Origin of the sequence: Lentzea kentuckyensis, from assembly GCF_002150765.1 — a bacterium.
GTDB classification, from domain to species: Bacteria; Actinomycetota; Actinomycetes; order Mycobacteriales; family Pseudonocardiaceae; genus Lentzea; species Lentzea kentuckyensis.
In genome coordinates this window covers 21745-37642 of the sequence record NZ_MUYM01000099.1, presented here as the reverse complement: position 1 = coordinate 37642, position 15898 = coordinate 21745, and the positions used below count along the sequence as shown (strand labels likewise).

The window sequence follows — 15898 nt, the reverse complement described above, 5'->3', positions numbered from 1 at the left end:
CCCCGTGAACCTCAAGCCCGCACTCGCCATCGCGCTCATCGCGCTGACAGCACTGTCCGGTTGCAGCCGCCGCGGCACCGAAGACGCACCCGTCGCTCAGTCCAAGGGTGCCGCGACCGAGGTTCGCCTCGGGTACTTCCCGAACGTCACGCACGCCGCCGCGTTGATCGGCGTCGAAAAGGGCCTGTTCGCCAAGGAGCTCGGCAACACCAAGCTCACGACGCAGACGTTCAACGCGGGCCCGGACGAGGTGAACGCGCTGCTGGGTGAGTCCCTCGACATCGCCTACATCGGCTCCGGTCCGGCGATCAACGCCTACGCGAAGTCCAAGGGCGAGGCGGTGAAGCTCATCTCGGGCGCCACCTCGGGTGGTGCGCAGCTCGTGGTGAAGCCCGAGATCAACTCGATCGAGGACCTCAAGGGCAAGATCGTCGCCACGCCGCAGCTCGCGAACACGCAGGACGTGTCGCTGAAGAAGTACCTGGCGGAGAAGAACCTCACCGGCCAGGTCACCGTCCAGAACGTGGAGAACGCGGCGTCGCTCGACCTGTTCAAGAAGGGCGACATCCAGGCAGCGTGGGCACCGCAGCCGTGGTCGGCGCGCCTGGTCGCCGAGGCGGGCGCCAAGGTGCTGCTGGACGAGAAGACGCTGTGGGAGGGCGGGGCGTTCCCGACCACCGTGGTGATCGTGCGGACCAAGTTCCTGCAGGAGCACCCGGAGACGGTCGAGGCCGTGCTGAAGGGTCACGTCGCGGCGATCGACTGGGCCAAGGCGAACAAGGACGAGGCCAAGACCACCGTCAACGCCGCCCTGGAGAAGCTCACGTCGAAGAAGCTCGGCCAGAAGATCCTCGACGCCGCGTGGGACAACATCGAGCTCACGACCGACGCGCAGGCCAAGCAGTTCCCGCAGCTCGCCAAGGACGCCGTGACCGCGGGCGTGGCCAAGGAGGCGGCGAACGTCGCCGGGTATGCCGACTTCACCTTGCTGAACAAGGTTCTTCAGGCACAGGGCAAGCCGCAGGTGCAAGCAGCCGGACTGGACCAGAAGTAACTTTCCGAGGGGACACGGACATGACCGCCACGCTCGAGACCACTGTTTCGTCTACTGTGGACACTGCCGTCGAACTGGCCGGCGTTCGCAAGGTGTTCGGCCACGGCAACTCGGCCGTGGTGGCGCTCGACGGCGTCGACCTCAAGGTCAAGCCGGGTGAGTTCGTGTGCCTTCTCGGTGCTTCGGGCTGCGGCAAGAGCACGCTGCTGAACATCGTCGCCGGCCTGGACGGCGCGACGTCGGGTGAGCTGCGGCTCAACACGTCGCGCCCGGCCGTGATGTTCCAGGAACCCGCTCTGATGCCATGGCTCACCGCTACTCGCAACGTCGAACTGGCGCTGCGCTTCGCCGGCGTCGGCCGGTTGGCGCGCAAGCGTCGCGCGCTGGAGCTGCTGGAACTGGTGCGGCTCGGCGACGTCGCGGACAAGCGTCCGCACGAGCTTTCCGGTGGTATGCGTCAGCGCGTGGCTCTGGCTCGCGCGCTGGCGTCCGCCACCGTTTCCGCGGACGGCGCTCCCGCCCTGCTGCTGATGGACGAGCCGTTCGCGGCGTTGGACGCCATCACGCGTGACGTGCTGCAGGGCGAACTTCTGCGCGTGTGGGAGACCACGAACACCGCGATCATCTTCGTCACGCACGACGTGCGCGAGGCCGTGCGCCTCGGCGAGCGCGTCGTGCTGCTCTCGTCGCGCCCTGGCCGTGTGGTGCGCGAGTGGGACGTGACCAACTCTTCCGACACGGTGCTCGACGAGATCAACATCCACCTGCGAGAGGTCATCAGTGGCCACGCCTCCTGACACGCTCGACAAGGTCGGCGCCGGCCTCGACGCGCTGGATGTGCCCGTAGAGGCATACAGGCCGCCGTTGTGGCGCCGTTTTCTGAAGACAGGCGTGCCACCGATCATCGCGTTCGCACTGCTCTTGGGCGTGTGGCAGGCGTTGTGGGCTTCGGCGATCCTGCCTGAGTTCCAGCTGCCCGCCCCGGTCAACGTGTGGAACGAGCTGGTCAGCTCGATCTCCTCCGGTGAGGCGTTCAGCATCCTGTGGACCTCGTTGCACCGCGCGGTGTTCGGGTTCATCGCGGCGGTGCTGATCGCGACGCCGCTCGGGTTGCTGGTTGCCAAGGTGCGGGTGGTGCGTGCGGCGATCGGCTCGTTGCTGACCGGCCTGCAGTCACTTCCCTCGGTGGCCTGGGTTCCGGCGGCGATCCTGTGGTTCGGCGTGACGCCGTCGACGATCTACTTCGTGGTGCTGATGGGATCCGTGCCGTCGATCGCCAACGGCCTGGTGGCCGGCATCGACCAGATCCCGCCGCTGCTGCCGCGCGTGGGTCGCGCTCTGGGCGCGGGACGGCTTGCTTCGGCACGGCACATCCTGCTGCCCGCCGCGCTGCCCGGCTACCTGGCCGGCCTGAAGCAGGGCTGGGCGTTCTCGTGGCGGTCGCTGATGGCCGCGGAGATCATCGCGACCTCACCCCAGCTCGGCGTCGGGCTCGGTCAGTACCTGCACAACGGGTCGTCGTTGAACGACATCAACATGGTGATCGCGGCGATCTTCCTGATCCTGTTGGTGGGCATCGGGATCGAGCTGCTGCTGTTCCGCCCGTTGGAGCGCGCGGTGCTGCGGGCCCGTGGACTGACGGGTGCGCTGTGACGCCGTTGATCGCCGTCGCGCACGGCAGTCGTGATCCGCGATCGGCCGCGTCGATCCACGCTCTGTTGGACGTCGTGCGGTCGTTGCGTCCGGAGTTGGACGTCCGCGGTTGTTTCCTCGACCTGTGCGCGCCTCGGTTGAGCGATGTGTTGCGCGGGCCGGCGGTGGTCGTGCCTTTGTTGCTGGGCAAGGCTTATCACGCGCGGGTCGACGTTCCGGCCGCGGTTGCCGAGTCACGGATGCCTGCCGTGGTCACGGACGTGCTGGGGCCGGATCCGCGGCTGGAGTCGGCCGCCCTGCGACGGCTGTCCGAGGCCGGGGTTTCGTTCGGCGACCGGTCGTTGGGCGTGGTGCTGGCCGGTGCCGGGTCCTCGCACGGCCCCGCGAACGAGGCCGTGGCACGCGTCGCCCGGCGGTGGGCGCGCGAGTCCGGGTGGGCCGGCGTGGAGCCCGCGTTCGCGTCGATCGCGTCGCCTGACGTGCCGACCGCCGTTGCACGGTTGAAGGCTCGCGGGGCGACGCGGATCGCCGTCGCGTCCTGGTTCCTCGCGCCGGGTCTGCTGCCGGACAAGGTGGCGTCCCTCGCAGGTGACGCCGTGGTGGCGCACCCGTTGGGTGACGATGTCGAGGTGGCCCAGCTCGTGCTGGACCGTTACGACTCCGCGGTGGCACGCCAGACGGTTGCCGCTTAGCTCTTCTGGTTGGACAGGTAACCGACCGTCGCCCAGCCGATGCCGAGCAACGCTCCCCCGGCGATCGCAACGGCCGTGAGCGCGCTCGACTCGGCGACGGCCAGCAGGGCGATCACCGCCGCGTAGACCATCGACAGGATCAGCAGGACCAGACCGGACTTCTTTCTCGTCATGGCCGAGAATCCTGGGTGCTGAGTGCGTGCGCCCGCATCGACGTTCCGGTGGGTTTTGATCTCAGTCGACCGGCTACTGGTGTTTTCGCGCGCGTGGCCGCACAGTTTCCCGGTGTCCTCCGAAGACGCCTGGGACCGCACCAAGGTCGCCTGGCACGTCGCCTTCGCCGTGTTCGCGCTCGTCGGCGTCATACTGGTCCTCGCGGAAGAACGCGTTCAGCCCGTCGCGCTGGTGCTGCTGGCAGCGCTGTGCGTCTGGTACTGGCGTGTCGGAGCACCGCTCACCCGAGACGCACGCGGCGTGCGTTACCTGGCGGTCGCGATCCCGCTGGTGATCGCGATGTTCGCGTTGGTACCCGCCCTGTCGGTGCTGTTCTTCACGCTCTACCCGCACATCTGGTCGCTGCTGCAACCTCGCCTGGCAATCTGGGCGACCGCGCTGACGTCCCTGTCGATCGGCACCGTGGTGCTGGTGGCCGGCCGCTTCAGTGCGGCCTCGGCCGAAACGGCGGTGATCATCTTTCTCAGCGTGATGCCCGCGGTGATGCTGGGCCTGTGGATCGCCCGGATCATCGAGCAGAGCCGTCAGCGCGCTGCGCTGGCCGACGTCAGCCATGAGGCAGGCATCCTGACCGAACGCGAACGGCTCGCCCGCGACCTGCACGACACGCTCGCCCAGGGCGCGACCTCGGTCCTGCTGTTGCTGCGAGCCGCTCGAACGGCCACGGAACCCCTTGTGCGCGACCGACATCTGGCTCTCGCGGAGCAGACCACGGCCGAGAACCTCGCCGAGATCCGCGCTCACACCCGTCGAGTTGAACGGCGCCGCCCTACCCGCCGCACTGGAGCGTCTCACTTCCCGGTTGGGCCGCGAACTAGGCCTTACGGCTTCGATGACCGTGCACGGCTCGTATCGCCCGTTGCCGCCCGACCGCGAGGTAACGCTCTTGCGCGTCACACAGGAGGCACTGGCGAACGTCCGCAAGCACGCACACGCCTCGACCGTGACCGTGTCGCTGGACTACTCGTGCGGCGTCGAGCTCTCGATCGTGGACGACGGCCGCAGCTTCGGCCCGGACACCCCGCCCGGCTATGGTCTCGACGGGTTGCGGGACCGCGTGCGCGACGCCGGCGGCTTGTTCGAAATCCGTTCCGCCCCAAGCGAAGGAGTCCGCGTGCAGGTCCGGCTGGAGGACGCGTGATCCGGGTGCTGCTGGTCGACGACCACCCCGTCGTCCGGTTCGGCCTGCGCACGATCGTCGAGGCTCAGCCCGACCTGACCGTCGTCGGCGAGTGCGGCTCCGGCATCGATGCCGTGCGCCTGGCCGTGGAACTCGCACCGGACGTGGTGTTGATGGACCTCAAGATGCCGGGCATGGACGGCGCTTGCGCGACCGCACAGGTCGTTGCCCAGACGTCCAGCCGAGTCGTCGTCCTCACGACGTTCGACACCGACGGCGACATCCTGCGCGCCATCGAAGCTGGTGCCACGGCGTATTTGTTGAAGGACGCGCCCAGCGATGAGTTGATCGAGGCCGTGCGGGCTGCGTCTCGTGGTGAGACGGTGCTGGCCTCTCCGGTGGCGACCAAGCTCGTGAGCGCTGTGCAACGGCCTGGGTTGAGCGTGCGGGAGGCGGAGGTGTTGTCGTTGGTGGCTCTTGGGCTGTCCAACGGTGCTATCAGCCGGGAGCTAAACGTGAGCGAGGCGACCGTCAAAAGCCATCTGCTGCACGTGTTCGGCAAGCTCGACGTGAGTGATCGCACCGCCGCCGTGACAGTGGCGATCAGCCGCGGTTGGCTGCCGCCGCCGGTCTGATCACCCGGACGAGATCTGTCAGGGGGAAACAGCGAGCACGTTCGATCAAAGTTGTTGGCGCTACTGGTCGAAGACGCCATCGGTGCCGGCGTCACCAGGCTGGTGCTCGACTCGCGGGACCCCGTGGCCAACGGCCGGGACCGACTGGTGATCGGTACCCGGACCAAGGCTCACTTCCTCCACCTAGCGGCAGAGGCGATGGGAACACCATCGCACATTTGAGCCCAACCGCTGACTCCGAAGCGCCCCGGCCTGATTCGCCGAACCGCCACGACGCGGGGCCATGGCGTGGTAACAACCGCGCAAACGGCACCGGGGGCGACGTGAACGACGATCCACACCAGTCCGAGCCACACCAGTTCGATCACAGCATTCGTGACGGGATCTTCGACGGCAGCGCCGACGACATCCAAGACCTCGACCGCGACGGCTTCACCGACTTCAACAGCTTCTCGCGCTCACGACGCCGTTCCGGCTACCACGGCTACCGCGACCTGTCCGGGGCACCTTCGTGGGTCAAGGTGTTCGTGTGGGCGGGCGTCCTCCTGGCCATAGCGGGCATCGGAGTCGTCATGTTCGGCGTCCTGTCGACCCCGGACGCGCCCGAGCCGTTCAGCACCCGCCTGGCGCCCGGCATCACGACCTTCGCCCTGCCGCCCGGTTTCCCGCCCGATGACCTGCCGGTCGACCTGCAGCCCCCGGCCGTGACGGGCTTCCCCAGCCGGCCCACGCCCCCGAGCGTCGGAGGTCCCAACCTGCCGCTGGGCTTTGGCCTCTTCTTCGCGGGCTTCGTGCTGGCGGCGATCGGCGCGCTGGGTCACAGCACCTCGACCCGGCGCTGACCCGCACGACGACACCACTTCCGGCCGCCGCCACAAGATCGAATCCGCAGCGCCGTTCGGGCGATGTGAACTGTGAACTGTTGACGTGAAACCTACTCATGAGTAGTCAAGGGTTACGCCGCGTGCTGGAAATGTCCCTCGTCCACTCATCGGGGAGAGGTCATGAAGCTAGCCGGAATTGCAGCAGCCGCACTGGTACCGATGCTGATGTTCGCCACCAACGCGTCAGCAGCGGCCCCGCAGACCATCACCTACAAGCTTCGGGCGAGCGCCGCCGGGCAGTCGTCGGACTTCACGCTCGACCAGGGTGTCGACGCGAGTGCTCCCGCGACGGTCGCGCCCAACGGCACCCTCAAGGTCACCATCGACCCCGCGCCCAACAAGATCCCGTCCGAGGCCGGTGGCCGGCAGGTCCGGGAGATCAAGGGTCTCGCGCTGAAGCTGCCGGTGCCCGGCAACTCGAAGTTCCAGTCCGCCTCGCTGTCCGGCGGCGCGGGACTGGGTGGCACGCCGACGATCGCCTTGCAGGGCAACGACGTCGTGCTCAGCGTGCCCGGGCCGATCAAGGGCGGGGCTGACTTCGAGCTGCCCACCGTGACGATCAACCTGCAGGCCGGCGGCACCGGCACCATCACCACGAAGCTGGGTGGCACCAGCTACGACGTGCCCGGTCTCACCTTCACCGCCGTCGTCACGGTCATCGGGTTCCCGATCAACGCCGCCGCGAAGGGCTACCCGGACCCCAGTCCGGTGCTGACGACCACGACCATCGGCTAGAAGTCGTGATGCCCCAACCCCTGCCGGGCATCACGACGTAGCCGCGACGAGTTTGGTCATGGTTTCGAGCGTCGTGCGCAGGTCTTCCAACGAGACCTGCGCACTGACGCGGTTCGCCCACTCGTGCTGTGCCTCCCGCAGCCGCTCGATGGCCGCGTAACCCTCGTCGGTCGGCCGCACCAGCTTGGCCCGCTGATGTGCCGGGTTCGGCAGGTATTCGGCCAAACCCTTGTCCACCAACAGGTCTGCGATCCGTTGCACCGACTGGCGGGCCAGTCCCATCTCGCGGGCGATGCCCGACACCGACAGCGGTTCGCGCAGCACCGCGCCGAGCACCTGCCACCACGCCGCCGTCAGGCCGACCGGCTTCGTCATCACCTCGGCCGCGTCGAGAAACGCTCCGTACAAACGGAAAGTCCTCATCACGACGTCGGTCAGCACGTCGCCAGACTCACTCCTGGACACTCGCCACCAGCTTCCCGAACGCTTCGACGGTGTCGTCGCGGTTGAACTCGTACCAGGCGGTCAAAGTCTTGGGAGAGAACGTCTCCAGCTCCGCCAGCACCTCTCGCGCGAACTCCAGCGAGCTCGCGCCACCTGCCGTGATCACGCCGTCAGCGCGCACGACCCGTTCGTCGCGGTACAGCGCCGCGCCGCCGTAAGAACCAAGTCCCTCAAGGAAGTTCGACGTGTGCGCCACGTCGTCCAGCAGCCCCTCGGCCGCGAGCCCCACCGTCGCACCGCAGATCGCCGCCACCGGCTTGCCCGCCTCACGGAACTGCCGTGCGAGCTTCGCGAACGGAGCCAGCGCGCCGCTCTCCCACCCGTCGCCGCCCGGCAGCACGAGCATCGCCGCGTCGTCCAGTGAAACGTCGGAGAGCGCGACGTCCGGCAGCATTCGCACGCCACCGAGAGTGCGGATCGGGTCCAGGGTGAGCCCGACCGTCCTGATCGCGTAGCGCCCCGGCCGAGCCTGGAACCGCTGGATGCTCACCTGCGCGGCCACGTGGCCGTACTCCCAGTCCGCCAGCTGGTCGTAGAGGCCGAGGTACACCGTCTGCGTTGTCATGACAGTAGGCTGTCATATTCGACAGCATGCTGTCAACAACGGCCCCAGCTAAGGTCAGCCGCATGGCAGACGAGCTGGTCCACTACGAGGTGCGGCGTGGCATCGCGACGATCACGCTGGACTCTCCCCACAACCGCAACGCCCTGTCCGCGCAGCTGCGCCGGGAGCTCAAGGAGCACCTGAGCCAAGCAGCGAGCGACGATCAGGTGCGCGTGGTCGTGCTGACCCACACGGGCTCCGTGTTCTGTTCCGGCATGGACCTCAAGGAGGCCGCCGGCGCGAGCGCGGGAGACCAGGGCGTCAACGAGTTCCCGGCGATCCTGGAGCAGCTCTGGACCAGTCCGAAACCGGTCGTCGCCGCACTCAGGGGCCCGGCCCGCGCCGGCGGCGTCGGCATCGTCGCGGCCTGCGACATCGCCATCGCCGCGAACGAGGCGACCTTCGCGTTCAGCGAGGTCCGGATCGGCGTCGTGCCGGCCGTCATCTCGGTGACCGTGCTGCCGCGCCTGCTCCCCCGCCAGGCCCACGAGCTGTTCCTGACCGGCGAGGCGTTCGACGCCCAGCGCGCGAAGGAGATCGGCCTGCTCAACTCCGCCGTGCCGGTCGACGGCGTGGACGCCGAGGTCCGCCGCTACACCGACATGCTCGCGCTCGGCGCGCCCAACGCGCTCGCCGCCACCAAGGAGATGCTGCGGCAGGAACGGTCCACGAACCTCGGCGAGGTCTTCGCGGACATGCTCGAGCTCTCCGCGCGGCACTTCGGCGGACCGGAGGGCCAGGAGGGCATCACGGCGTTCAAGGAGAAGCGCAAGCCCTCCTGGGCGCCGGCCGACAACTAGAACCAGCAGGCTAGAACCAGCCGGTGCACTCGATGACGCCCTGCGAGGAACCGCAGGCGCGCATCACCTTGCCGTCGTTCTTGAACGCTTCGGTGTACTTCGCGGAACCCGAGTCGATCCGGGTGTAGCCCAGGAACCCCTCGTGCTGATTGGCCGAGGGGTCCTTGCGGTCGGTCCAGATCTCCTCGCCGGGCGTGCCGTAGGAGATGCGGCCCCACGCGCACTTGGACTTGTTCGACGCCCGCAGCTCGATCACGCGGCCGTTCTGCATGGTCACCGGGTTGTCGCCGTCGATCGTCTCGAACGGCGTGAAAGGCCCCTCCTGCGAGCAGTCGGGGTCACCGGCGAACGAGACCGCCGGACAAAGCACACCAACAACTGCAACGACGCTGAGCGCACAGCTCAAGCGGCGGAATTGCGTTCCCATGGGATTGCACTGTCCACTCCGGACCGGAGAAGCGCAGCCCAAGTCACCGATCCGTGCGAATCACGCGCAGTTTCCGGTCACCTGATTCAGCGGTCCGCTTCGCAGCGTCACGCAGCACTCCCGAAACGGACGAGTCCAGATCAGCGGGCACGACCAGCACGTACTCACCCTCGGGCAGCCAGGAGAGATCGCTCAGGCTGTCGTACAACGCGTCCAGGTTCTGCCCGAACCATTCCGGGAAGTCCAACGCCTGCGCAATGGCCGATATGGCAGCCTGCTTTTCCGAAACGAGAATGTGCCGTTTCATTTGCTCACGTCCACGACGACGAACGTCGAATAGTGGTCGCCGGTGTAGAAGACTTCTTTTTCCGAACCGGTCACGATCCGGCGCGCGCCGCGATCCGGGCTACCGGGCGTCGGCACGGTGTACTCCTTGTAGTACCCGGACTTCTGCTGCGGCAGCCGCTTCTCGCGGTTCTCGAACGTCACGCCGTCGTTGCGCGGGTACGGGAACGGCCCCTTCGCCTCGATCAGCTTCCACGTCTTCGCGGCCTCGACCGGCAGCTTCGACAGCGCCTGGACGTCCAGCTTCGACGAGGCACCGGGCACGGCCTGCTGGGAGGCCGACGGCGGGGTGCTCGTCGGCGGCGTCTCGGGGTTGGCGACGTTGTCCTTGACGAACCACCCGACCACGACCAGCGCGATCAGGCCGACCAGGGCAACGGTCAGGCGACGACCAGGACTCACGCGGCGACCTTCTCCGACTCGGTCTCGGGTTCGGGCTCAGGAGTCGACGCGGGGTTCTTCGCTCCCCAGTCCGCGACCCTGTCGATGAGGCGCGCCACGCCGAGACAGGCCGGCAGCACCACGATCATCACGACGGGGAACTGCACGGCGACGGGCAGCTGCACGACCCACAGCTCGACCCCGTCCCACCACTGCACCAGCCAGTCCACGCCGCCGACTCTAGTCTCGTGACCGGTGTCACGGCATTTGGCCAGGGCAACGCTGGGTATGTTGCCAACCATGTTCGCCGTTTACGCAGCAGAACCCAGTCCTGAGAACCCGCTGGCGTCGCTTCGCGTCGGCGAGCGCCCCGAGCCCGAGGTTCCGGACGGGTGGGTGCGGGTCGCGGTCAAGGCGGCCAGCCTCAACATGCACGACCTGTGGACGTTGCGCGGCGTCGGCATCAAGCCCGAGCAGTTCCCGATGATCCTGGGCTGCGACGGCGCCGGCGTGCTCGACGACGGCACCGAGGTGGTGCTGCACTCCGTCATCGGTGACCCGAACTGGTCCGGTGAGGAGACGCTCGACCCGAAGCGCACGCTGCTCACCGAGAAGCACCAGGGCACGTTCGCCGACTACGTCACGGTGCCGGCCCGCAACGCGCTGCCCAAGCCCGCCGGTCTGTCGTTCGCCGAGGCCGCGTGCATGGGCACGGCGTGGCTGACCGCGTACCGGATGCTGTTCGTGAAGTCCGGCCTGCGCCCCGGCCAGTCGATGCTCGTGCAGGGCGCGTCGGGTGGTGTGTCGACCGCGCTCATCCAGCTCGGCCGCGCCGCCGGTTTCCGCGTCTGGGTCACCGGCCGCAGTGAGGAGAAGCGCGCGCTGGCGACCTCCCTCGGCGCGCACGAGGTGTTCGAGTCCGGTGCCCGGCTGCCCGAACGGGTCGACGCGGTCTTCGAGACGGTCGGCAAGGCCACCTGGTCGCACTCGATGAAGGCGCTCAAGCCCGGCGGCATCGTGGTGATCTCGGGCGCGACGTCCGGCGACGCCTCCGCGGCCGAGCTGCAGCGGCTGTTCTTCCTGCAGCTGCGGGTCGTCGGCTCGACCATGGGCACCCGCGAGGAGCTGGGCGACCTGATCCGGTTCTGCGCGCTCAACGACCTCAAGCCGCAGATCGGCGCCGAGCTCAAGTTCGAGGACGCCGAACAGGGCCTCAAGGCGATGCTCGACGGCGAGACGGCCGGCAAGATCGTGCTGACCCGATAGCCGTAAACAAGCCATCTGGCCAAAAATCGGCTCCCTGATTGGTGGGTCCGGACAAACCGCGTGACAGTTGACGCGAATAGGTTCGCCCGGACCCACCATCAAGGGAGCTGAGGCATGACTACGCAGGGCGTGTTCCGGCGCAAGCCCATCGACCAGATCGCGGACGACAAGGGCGACGGGCTCACCAGAACGCTGGGCCTGTGGCAGCTGACCGCGATCGGCATCGGCGGCATCATCGGCGCGGGCATCTTCTCGCTCGCCGGCGCCGTCGCGAACAAGACGGCGGGCCCGGCCGTGCTGATCTCTTTCCTCGTGGCCGGTGTCGCGAGCGCGGCGGCGGCGTTCTCGTACGCGGAGTTCGCGGGCCTGATCCCCAAGGCGGGCAGCGCCTACACCTACGGCTACGCGGTGCTCGGCGAGATCGTCGGCTGGTTCATCGGCTGGGACCTGTTGCTGGAGTACACCGCGATCGTGGCGGTGGTCGCGATCGGCATCTCCGGCTACTTCACCGAACTGCTGTCACTGCTCAACATCCATCTCCCCCAATGGATGCTGGGCGCGCCGGGCACGGAAGGCCAAGGCGTCGAACCGGGAAGCTACAAGGTCAACCTCTTCGCGGTGATCCTCTGCCTGCTGATCGCGTACGTGCTGAACCTGGGCATGAAGAACGCGGCGCGGTTCGAGACCACGTTGGTGTACCTGAAGATCGCCGTCGTGCTGCTGGTGATCGGTGTCGGTGTCTTCCACATCAACACCGACAACTACAACCCGTTCTTCCCCTTCGGCCTGTCCGGCGCTTTCACCGGTGCCGCAACGGTCTTCTTCGCGGTGTTCGGCTACGACGCGATGAGCACCGCGGCCGAGGAGTCGAAGGACTCCCAGAAGCACATGCCGAAGGCGATCCTCTACTCGCTGGCGATCTCGATGGTCCTGTACGTGCTGGCCTGCCTCGTGCTGACCGGCATGGTCAACTACCAGGACGTCGACGCCGAAAGCGCGTTCGCCACGGCGTTCGCGGACATCGGCTTCCACTGGCTGGGCATCATCATCAGCGTCGGCGCGATCCTCGGCATCACCACCGTGCTGTTCACGTTCCTCCTCGGTGCGGCCCGCGTCGGGTACTCGATGAGCCGCGACGGCCTGCTGCCCCAGTGGTTCGCGAAGACGCACCCGGTGAAGCACGTACCGTCGCGCATCACCTGGGTGCTGGGCATCGCCTCCGCGGTCATCGCCGGGTTCCTGCCGATCGCCGAGGCCGCCGAGCTCACCAACATCGGCATCCTGCTGGCGTTCGTCGTCGTGTGCGTCGCCGTGATCGTGTTGCGCTACAAGCAGCCCGACCTGCCGCGCACGTTCAGGACCCCGGGCATGCCGGTGGTGCCGATCATCGGCGTGATCTTCTCGATCTGGCTGATCACGTTCCTCACCCCGGAGACCTGGGCGCGGTTCGCGATCTGGTTCGTGATCGGCATGGTCATCTACTTCGCCTACTCGAAGCGCAACTCCGTCATGGAGAAGCAGCGGTCCAGGCAGTGACCTGCTGATCGAGCACCGACAGCGGAACGGGTCCGAGCCCGATCACGAGGTCGTGGAACTCCCTGACGTCGAAGCGGTCGCCCAGCCGGGCGGCCGCTTCGGCACGAACGCGCTGGATCTCCAGGCGCCCCACCATGTACGCCAGCGCCTGGCCCGGCACCTCGATGTACCGGTCCACCTCGGAGTTGATCTCGGGCTCGGTCATCACGGTGTTCTCGCGCAGGTAGTCGACGGCCTGCTGCCGAGTCCAGCCGAACGCGTGCAGGCCCGTGTCGACGACCAACCGGCCGGCGCGCATCGCGTCGAGGCTGAGCATGCCGAAGCGCTGTTCGTCCGACGAGTACAGGCCCATCTCCTCGGCCAGGCGCTCGGTGTAGAGACCCCAACCCTCCAGGTAGGCCTCGATGAACGCGAACCGCCGCATGTTGTGCATGTCCGTCTCGGCCGCGACGGTCAGCTGGTAGTGGTGGCCGGGCACGGCCTCGTGGAACGCCGTCACCTCGGACAGCGTGCGGCTGCGTTCGGTGGCGCCCAACGGGTTCAGCCAGTACGTGCCGGGACGGCTGCCGTCCAGCAGCGCGGGCTGGTAGAACGCGATCGCGGCGGTCTGCCGTTCCGCCTCGTCGACCGGACGCACCTGGCAGCCGACCTTCGGCATGCGGCCGAACCAGTTCGGGGCCTCGGCCTCGGCCCGCGCGATCGCCTCGACCGCGTGCTCGACCATCTCGTCCTCGTTGGCCCACAACAGTTCCGTGCGCAACCGGTGGAAGATCTCCGGCACGTCGGACGTGCCCCACACCCGTGCGCCGATCTCCGCGTACTCCTCGCGCAGCCCGGCGATCAGGTCGAGGCCGAGCCGGTGCAGTGCGTCGGGGGTGTACGAGGTGGTCGTGTAGTTGCGGACCAGGTTGGCGTAGTTCTGCTCGCCCTCCGGCAGCCAGCAGATGCCCGGCCGGTCGTCGGAACGGCCTTCTGTCGACGCCAGCACGTCGCGGTACCCGGCGATGGCGGTGCGGATCTCGGCGGAGAACTCGCCCTCCCACTCCTGCGCGGGTGACGCGAGGAACCTCTCCAGCCGCGTCGTGGCGGCCTGAACGTGCCTGCGCATCGGCTTGCGGTCCGAGTCGCGGACGCGGGCACCCGCCTGTTCGACGTACCGCGCGATCCTGCCGCGCCGCTGCGACACGTCGAGCTGCGACGCGACCATCAGCAGTCCGGTCACCGGCGCGCTCAGCCCCGTCGCGACGGTGTGCTCGACCAGCCGGGCGTCGATCCTGGCCGCGATCGACTCACCCTGATGCCTGATCACCGCGAGCGTGACGGGATCCTCGTCGCTGGTCTCGGCCCGCCGCAGGATGTCGGCGATCCGCGCCCGCAGGGCCTGTTCGCCCTCGACGCTCAGGTCCTCGAGCTTGTCGTCCCAGCCCTCCAGCCCGTACATCGTCGGCAGGAACGGCGACCAGTCCATGGCCGCCTGGAACATCTCGTCAGCGAGCGACATCAGGGCCTCCCCGCCCAGTCGGTGACCAGGTCGCCGAGCGTGGAGAGCGGCACGGCGCCGTTCTCCAGAACCACGTCGTGGAACGCCTTCACGTCGAACCGCGAGCCCATCCGCTCCTCGGCCGCCGCGCGGATCCGCTGGATCTCCAGGCGCCCCACCATGTACGCGAGCGCCTGGCCCGGTGTCTCGATGTACCTGTCGACCTCGCCGTCGATCTCCGTGTCGTCCATCGCGGTGTTGGACCGCAGGTAGTCGACGGCCTGCTGGCGCGACCACCCGAGCGCGTGCAGGCCCGTGTCGACCACCAGCCGCCCGGCGCGCATCGCGTCGAGGCCCAGCATGCCCAGCCGTGCCTCGTCGGAGGAGTACAGGCCCATCTCGTCGGCCAGGCGCTCGGTGTAGAGGCCCCAGCCTTCGAGGTAGGAGTCGATGAACGCGAACTTGCGCAGGTTCGACAGCTCGGTCTCGGCGGCGATCGACAGCTGGAAGTGGTGGCCAGGTGTCGCCTCGTGGAACGCCGTGACCTCGGACACCGTGCGGCTGCGTCCGGTGGCGTTCAACGGGTTCACGAAGTACGTACCGGGCCGGGAGCCGTCGAGCGCGGCGTCCACGTAGTACGCGAACGCGGCGCTCTGGCGGTCCATCTCCGGCACGAACCGGACCTCGCAGCGTGCTTTCGGCAGCCGGCCGAACCAGTTCGGAGCCTCCGCCTCGGCCCGCGCGACGGCCTCCACCGCGCTGGTGAGCATGTCGTCCTCGTTGGCCCACAACAGGTCCGTGCGCAGCCTCCGGAAGATCTCCGGCACGTCTGCCGTGCCCCACACCCGCGAGCCGATCTCGGCGTACTCCTCGTGCAGACCCGCGATCAGGTCGAGTCCGAGCTGGTGCAGTTCGGCAGGGGTGTAGGACGCGGTCGTGTAGTCGCGGACGAGCTTGCGGTAGTTCTCCTCGCCGTCGGGCAACCAGCAAAGACCGGCGTGTTCGTCGTCGCGGCCCTCGATGGACAGCAGGAACTCACGGTACTTCGCGAACGCGGGCCGCAGGTCCGCGTCGCCCTCCCACTCCTGCTTCGGCGAGGCCAGAAAGCGTTCGACGTGGGCCGCGCCGCCCTGGACGTGCCGGCGCAACGGCCGGCGGTCGGTGTCGCGCAGCCGTTGCGCGGCCTGGTCGAGGAAGTGCGGGACGAGGTGCAGCCGCCGGGAGAAGTCGATCTGCGACGCCATCCTGAGCAGAACCGCGACCGGGGCGTTCAACCCGCGGGAGACGGAGTGCTCGACCAGCCGGGCGTCGATCAGGGTGATGATCGAAGTGGCCTGGTGCCGGATCACGTCCTTGGCGACCTGGTCCTCGCCACTCTCGTCGACGCGGCTCAGGATGTCGGTGAGCCTGGCACGCAGCGCTGCCTGACCATCGGTGCTGAGGTCTTCGAGCCGGTCGTCCCAGCCGGGCACGCCGACCACGGTGGCGAACGTCGGCATCCAGTCCATCATCGCCTGGAACGTCTCATCTGAGAGCGAGGTCACGCTC

General features: G+C 68.0%; 20 protein-coding genes and 1 pseudogene. 12 read left to right on the top strand and 9 right to left on the bottom strand.

Going from position 1 to position 15898, the window contains the following annotated elements; translation table 11 throughout:
* Positions 1 to 4 precede the first annotated feature (4 nt).
* Genes B0F77_RS37135 through B0F77_RS37120 form a run of 4 tightly spaced genes read left to right on the top strand, consistent with a single transcriptional unit; the run spans position 5 to position 3399 of the window.
* A complete protein-coding gene (locus tag B0F77_RS37135; RefSeq protein WP_086667724.1) occupies positions 5 to 1054 on the top strand; it encodes an ABC transporter substrate-binding protein in 1050 nt (349 codons plus the stop codon).
* Between the two features lie 20 nt (positions 1055 to 1074).
* Positions 1075 to 1851 (top strand): ABC transporter ATP-binding protein, encoded by a 777-nt coding sequence (locus B0F77_RS37130; RefSeq protein ID WP_086667723.1) that lies wholly within the window; start codon positions 1075 to 1077, stop codon positions 1849 to 1851.
* The gene (locus B0F77_RS37125; RefSeq protein ID WP_086667722.1) at positions 1835 to 2707 is read left to right on the top strand and encodes an ABC transporter permease; all 873 of its coding nucleotides are present in this window, start codon (positions 1835 to 1837) and stop codon (positions 2705 to 2707) included. Before B0F77_RS37130 ends, B0F77_RS37125 begins: the two co-directional genes overlap by 17 nt.
* A complete protein-coding gene (locus tag B0F77_RS37120) occupies positions 2704 to 3399 on the top strand; it encodes a sirohydrochlorin chelatase (protein WP_086667721.1) in 696 nt (231 codons plus the stop codon). The genes B0F77_RS37125 and B0F77_RS37120 overlap by 4 nt, the downstream gene beginning before the upstream one ends.
* On the opposite strand, the gene B0F77_RS48225 is transcribed toward B0F77_RS37120, so the two are convergent.
* Positions 3396 to 3572, bottom strand: coding sequence for a hypothetical protein (locus B0F77_RS48225; RefSeq protein ID WP_158102926.1), 177 nt, complete (start codon positions 3570 to 3572; stop codon positions 3396 to 3398). The genes B0F77_RS37120 and B0F77_RS48225 overlap by 4 nt on opposite strands.
* Positions 3573 to 3912: 340 nt before the next feature.
* Between B0F77_RS48225 and B0F77_RS50760 the strand changes: the two are divergent.
* The 5 genes and pseudogenes from B0F77_RS50760 to B0F77_RS37105 all read left to right on the top strand — a co-directional run.
* A pseudogene (locus B0F77_RS50760) lies at positions 3913 to 4368 on the top strand (histidine kinase); the annotation flags it as partial.
* Between the two features lie 97 nt (positions 4369 to 4465).
* Positions 4466 to 4774, top strand: a complete 309-nt coding sequence (locus B0F77_RS50995; RefSeq protein ID WP_425435775.1) for a sensor histidine kinase — start codon at positions 4466 to 4468, stop codon at positions 4772 to 4774.
* Positions 4771 to 5388, top strand: coding sequence for a response regulator (locus B0F77_RS50155; RefSeq protein ID WP_245849150.1), 618 nt, complete (start codon positions 4771 to 4773; stop codon positions 5386 to 5388). Before B0F77_RS50995 ends, B0F77_RS50155 begins: the two co-directional genes overlap by 4 nt.
* A gap of 323 nt (positions 5389 to 5711) precedes the next feature.
* Positions 5712 to 6230, top strand: coding sequence for a hypothetical protein (locus B0F77_RS37110; protein WP_086667719.1), 519 nt, complete (start codon positions 5712 to 5714; stop codon positions 6228 to 6230).
* Positions 6231 to 6392: 162 nt separating this feature from the next.
* Complete coding sequence (locus tag B0F77_RS37105) at positions 6393 to 7007, top strand: hypothetical protein (RefSeq protein WP_086667718.1); 615 nt, start codon at positions 6393 to 6395, stop codon at positions 7005 to 7007.
* A gap of 30 nt (positions 7008 to 7037) precedes the next feature.
* Here the strand turns inward: B0F77_RS37105 and B0F77_RS37100 are convergent, their stop codons facing one another.
* Both B0F77_RS37100 and B0F77_RS37095 read right to left on the bottom strand, forming a co-directional pair.
* Positions 7038 to 7472 carry a MarR family winged helix-turn-helix transcriptional regulator gene (locus tag B0F77_RS37100; RefSeq protein WP_245849144.1) on the bottom strand — a complete coding sequence of 145 codons (435 nt, stop codon included), beginning with the start codon at positions 7470 to 7472 and terminating at the stop codon, positions 7038 to 7040.
* Complete coding sequence (locus B0F77_RS37095) at positions 7459 to 8076, bottom strand: DJ-1/PfpI family protein (protein ID WP_086667717.1); 618 nt, start codon at positions 8074 to 8076, stop codon at positions 7459 to 7461. Before B0F77_RS37095 ends, B0F77_RS37100 begins: the two co-directional genes overlap by 14 nt.
* Positions 8077 to 8138: 62 nt before the next feature.
* Here B0F77_RS37095 and B0F77_RS37090 point away from each other — a divergent pair, with 62 nt between their 5' ends.
* Positions 8139 to 8915, top strand: a complete 777-nt coding sequence (locus tag B0F77_RS37090; protein WP_086667716.1) for an enoyl-CoA hydratase family protein — start codon at positions 8139 to 8141, stop codon at positions 8913 to 8915.
* Between the two features lie 10 nt (positions 8916 to 8925).
* Here the strand turns inward: B0F77_RS37090 and B0F77_RS37085 are convergent, their stop codons facing one another.
* From B0F77_RS37085 to B0F77_RS37070, 4 genes are all read right to left on the bottom strand, one after another.
* Positions 8926 to 9285 (bottom strand): DUF2690 domain-containing protein, encoded by a 360-nt coding sequence (locus tag B0F77_RS37085; protein WP_086667715.1) that lies wholly within the window; start codon positions 9283 to 9285, stop codon positions 8926 to 8928.
* Positions 9286 to 9385: 100 nt separating this feature from the next.
* Positions 9386 to 9649 carry a barstar family protein gene (locus tag B0F77_RS37080; protein WP_086667714.1) on the bottom strand — a complete coding sequence of 88 codons (264 nt, stop codon included), beginning with the start codon at positions 9647 to 9649 and terminating at the stop codon, positions 9386 to 9388.
* Complete coding sequence (locus tag B0F77_RS37075) at positions 9646 to 10089, bottom strand: guanyl-specific ribonuclease (protein WP_086667713.1); 444 nt, start codon at positions 10087 to 10089, stop codon at positions 9646 to 9648. The genes B0F77_RS37080 and B0F77_RS37075 overlap by 4 nt, the downstream gene beginning before the upstream one ends.
* A complete protein-coding gene (locus B0F77_RS37070; protein WP_086667712.1) occupies positions 10086 to 10298 on the bottom strand; it encodes a hypothetical protein in 213 nt (70 codons plus the stop codon). Before B0F77_RS37070 ends, B0F77_RS37075 begins: the two co-directional genes overlap by 4 nt.
* A gap of 70 nt (positions 10299 to 10368) precedes the next feature.
* On the opposite strand from B0F77_RS37070, the gene B0F77_RS37065 reads away from it, so the two are divergent.
* Positions 10369 to 11334, top strand: a complete 966-nt coding sequence (locus B0F77_RS37065; protein ID WP_086667711.1) for a quinone oxidoreductase family protein — start codon at positions 10369 to 10371, stop codon at positions 11332 to 11334.
* A 114-nt stretch (positions 11335 to 11448) separates the two neighbouring features.
* On the top strand, positions 11449 to 12870 hold the full coding sequence (locus B0F77_RS37060) for an amino acid permease (RefSeq protein ID WP_086667710.1): 1422 nt from the start codon (positions 11449 to 11451) through the stop codon (positions 12868 to 12870).
* Here B0F77_RS37060 and B0F77_RS37055 read toward each other — a convergent pair.
* On the bottom strand, positions 12842 to 14371 hold the full coding sequence (locus B0F77_RS37055) for a DUF885 domain-containing protein (protein ID WP_086667709.1): 1530 nt from the start codon (positions 14369 to 14371) through the stop codon (positions 12842 to 12844). The two genes, B0F77_RS37060 and B0F77_RS37055, sit on opposite strands and share 29 nt — an antisense overlap.
* Positions 14371 to 15894, bottom strand: a complete 1524-nt coding sequence (locus tag B0F77_RS37050; protein WP_342746879.1) for a DUF885 domain-containing protein — start codon at positions 15892 to 15894, stop codon at positions 14371 to 14373. Before B0F77_RS37050 ends, B0F77_RS37055 begins: the two co-directional genes overlap by 1 nt.
* Positions 15895 to 15898 lie beyond the last annotated feature (4 nt).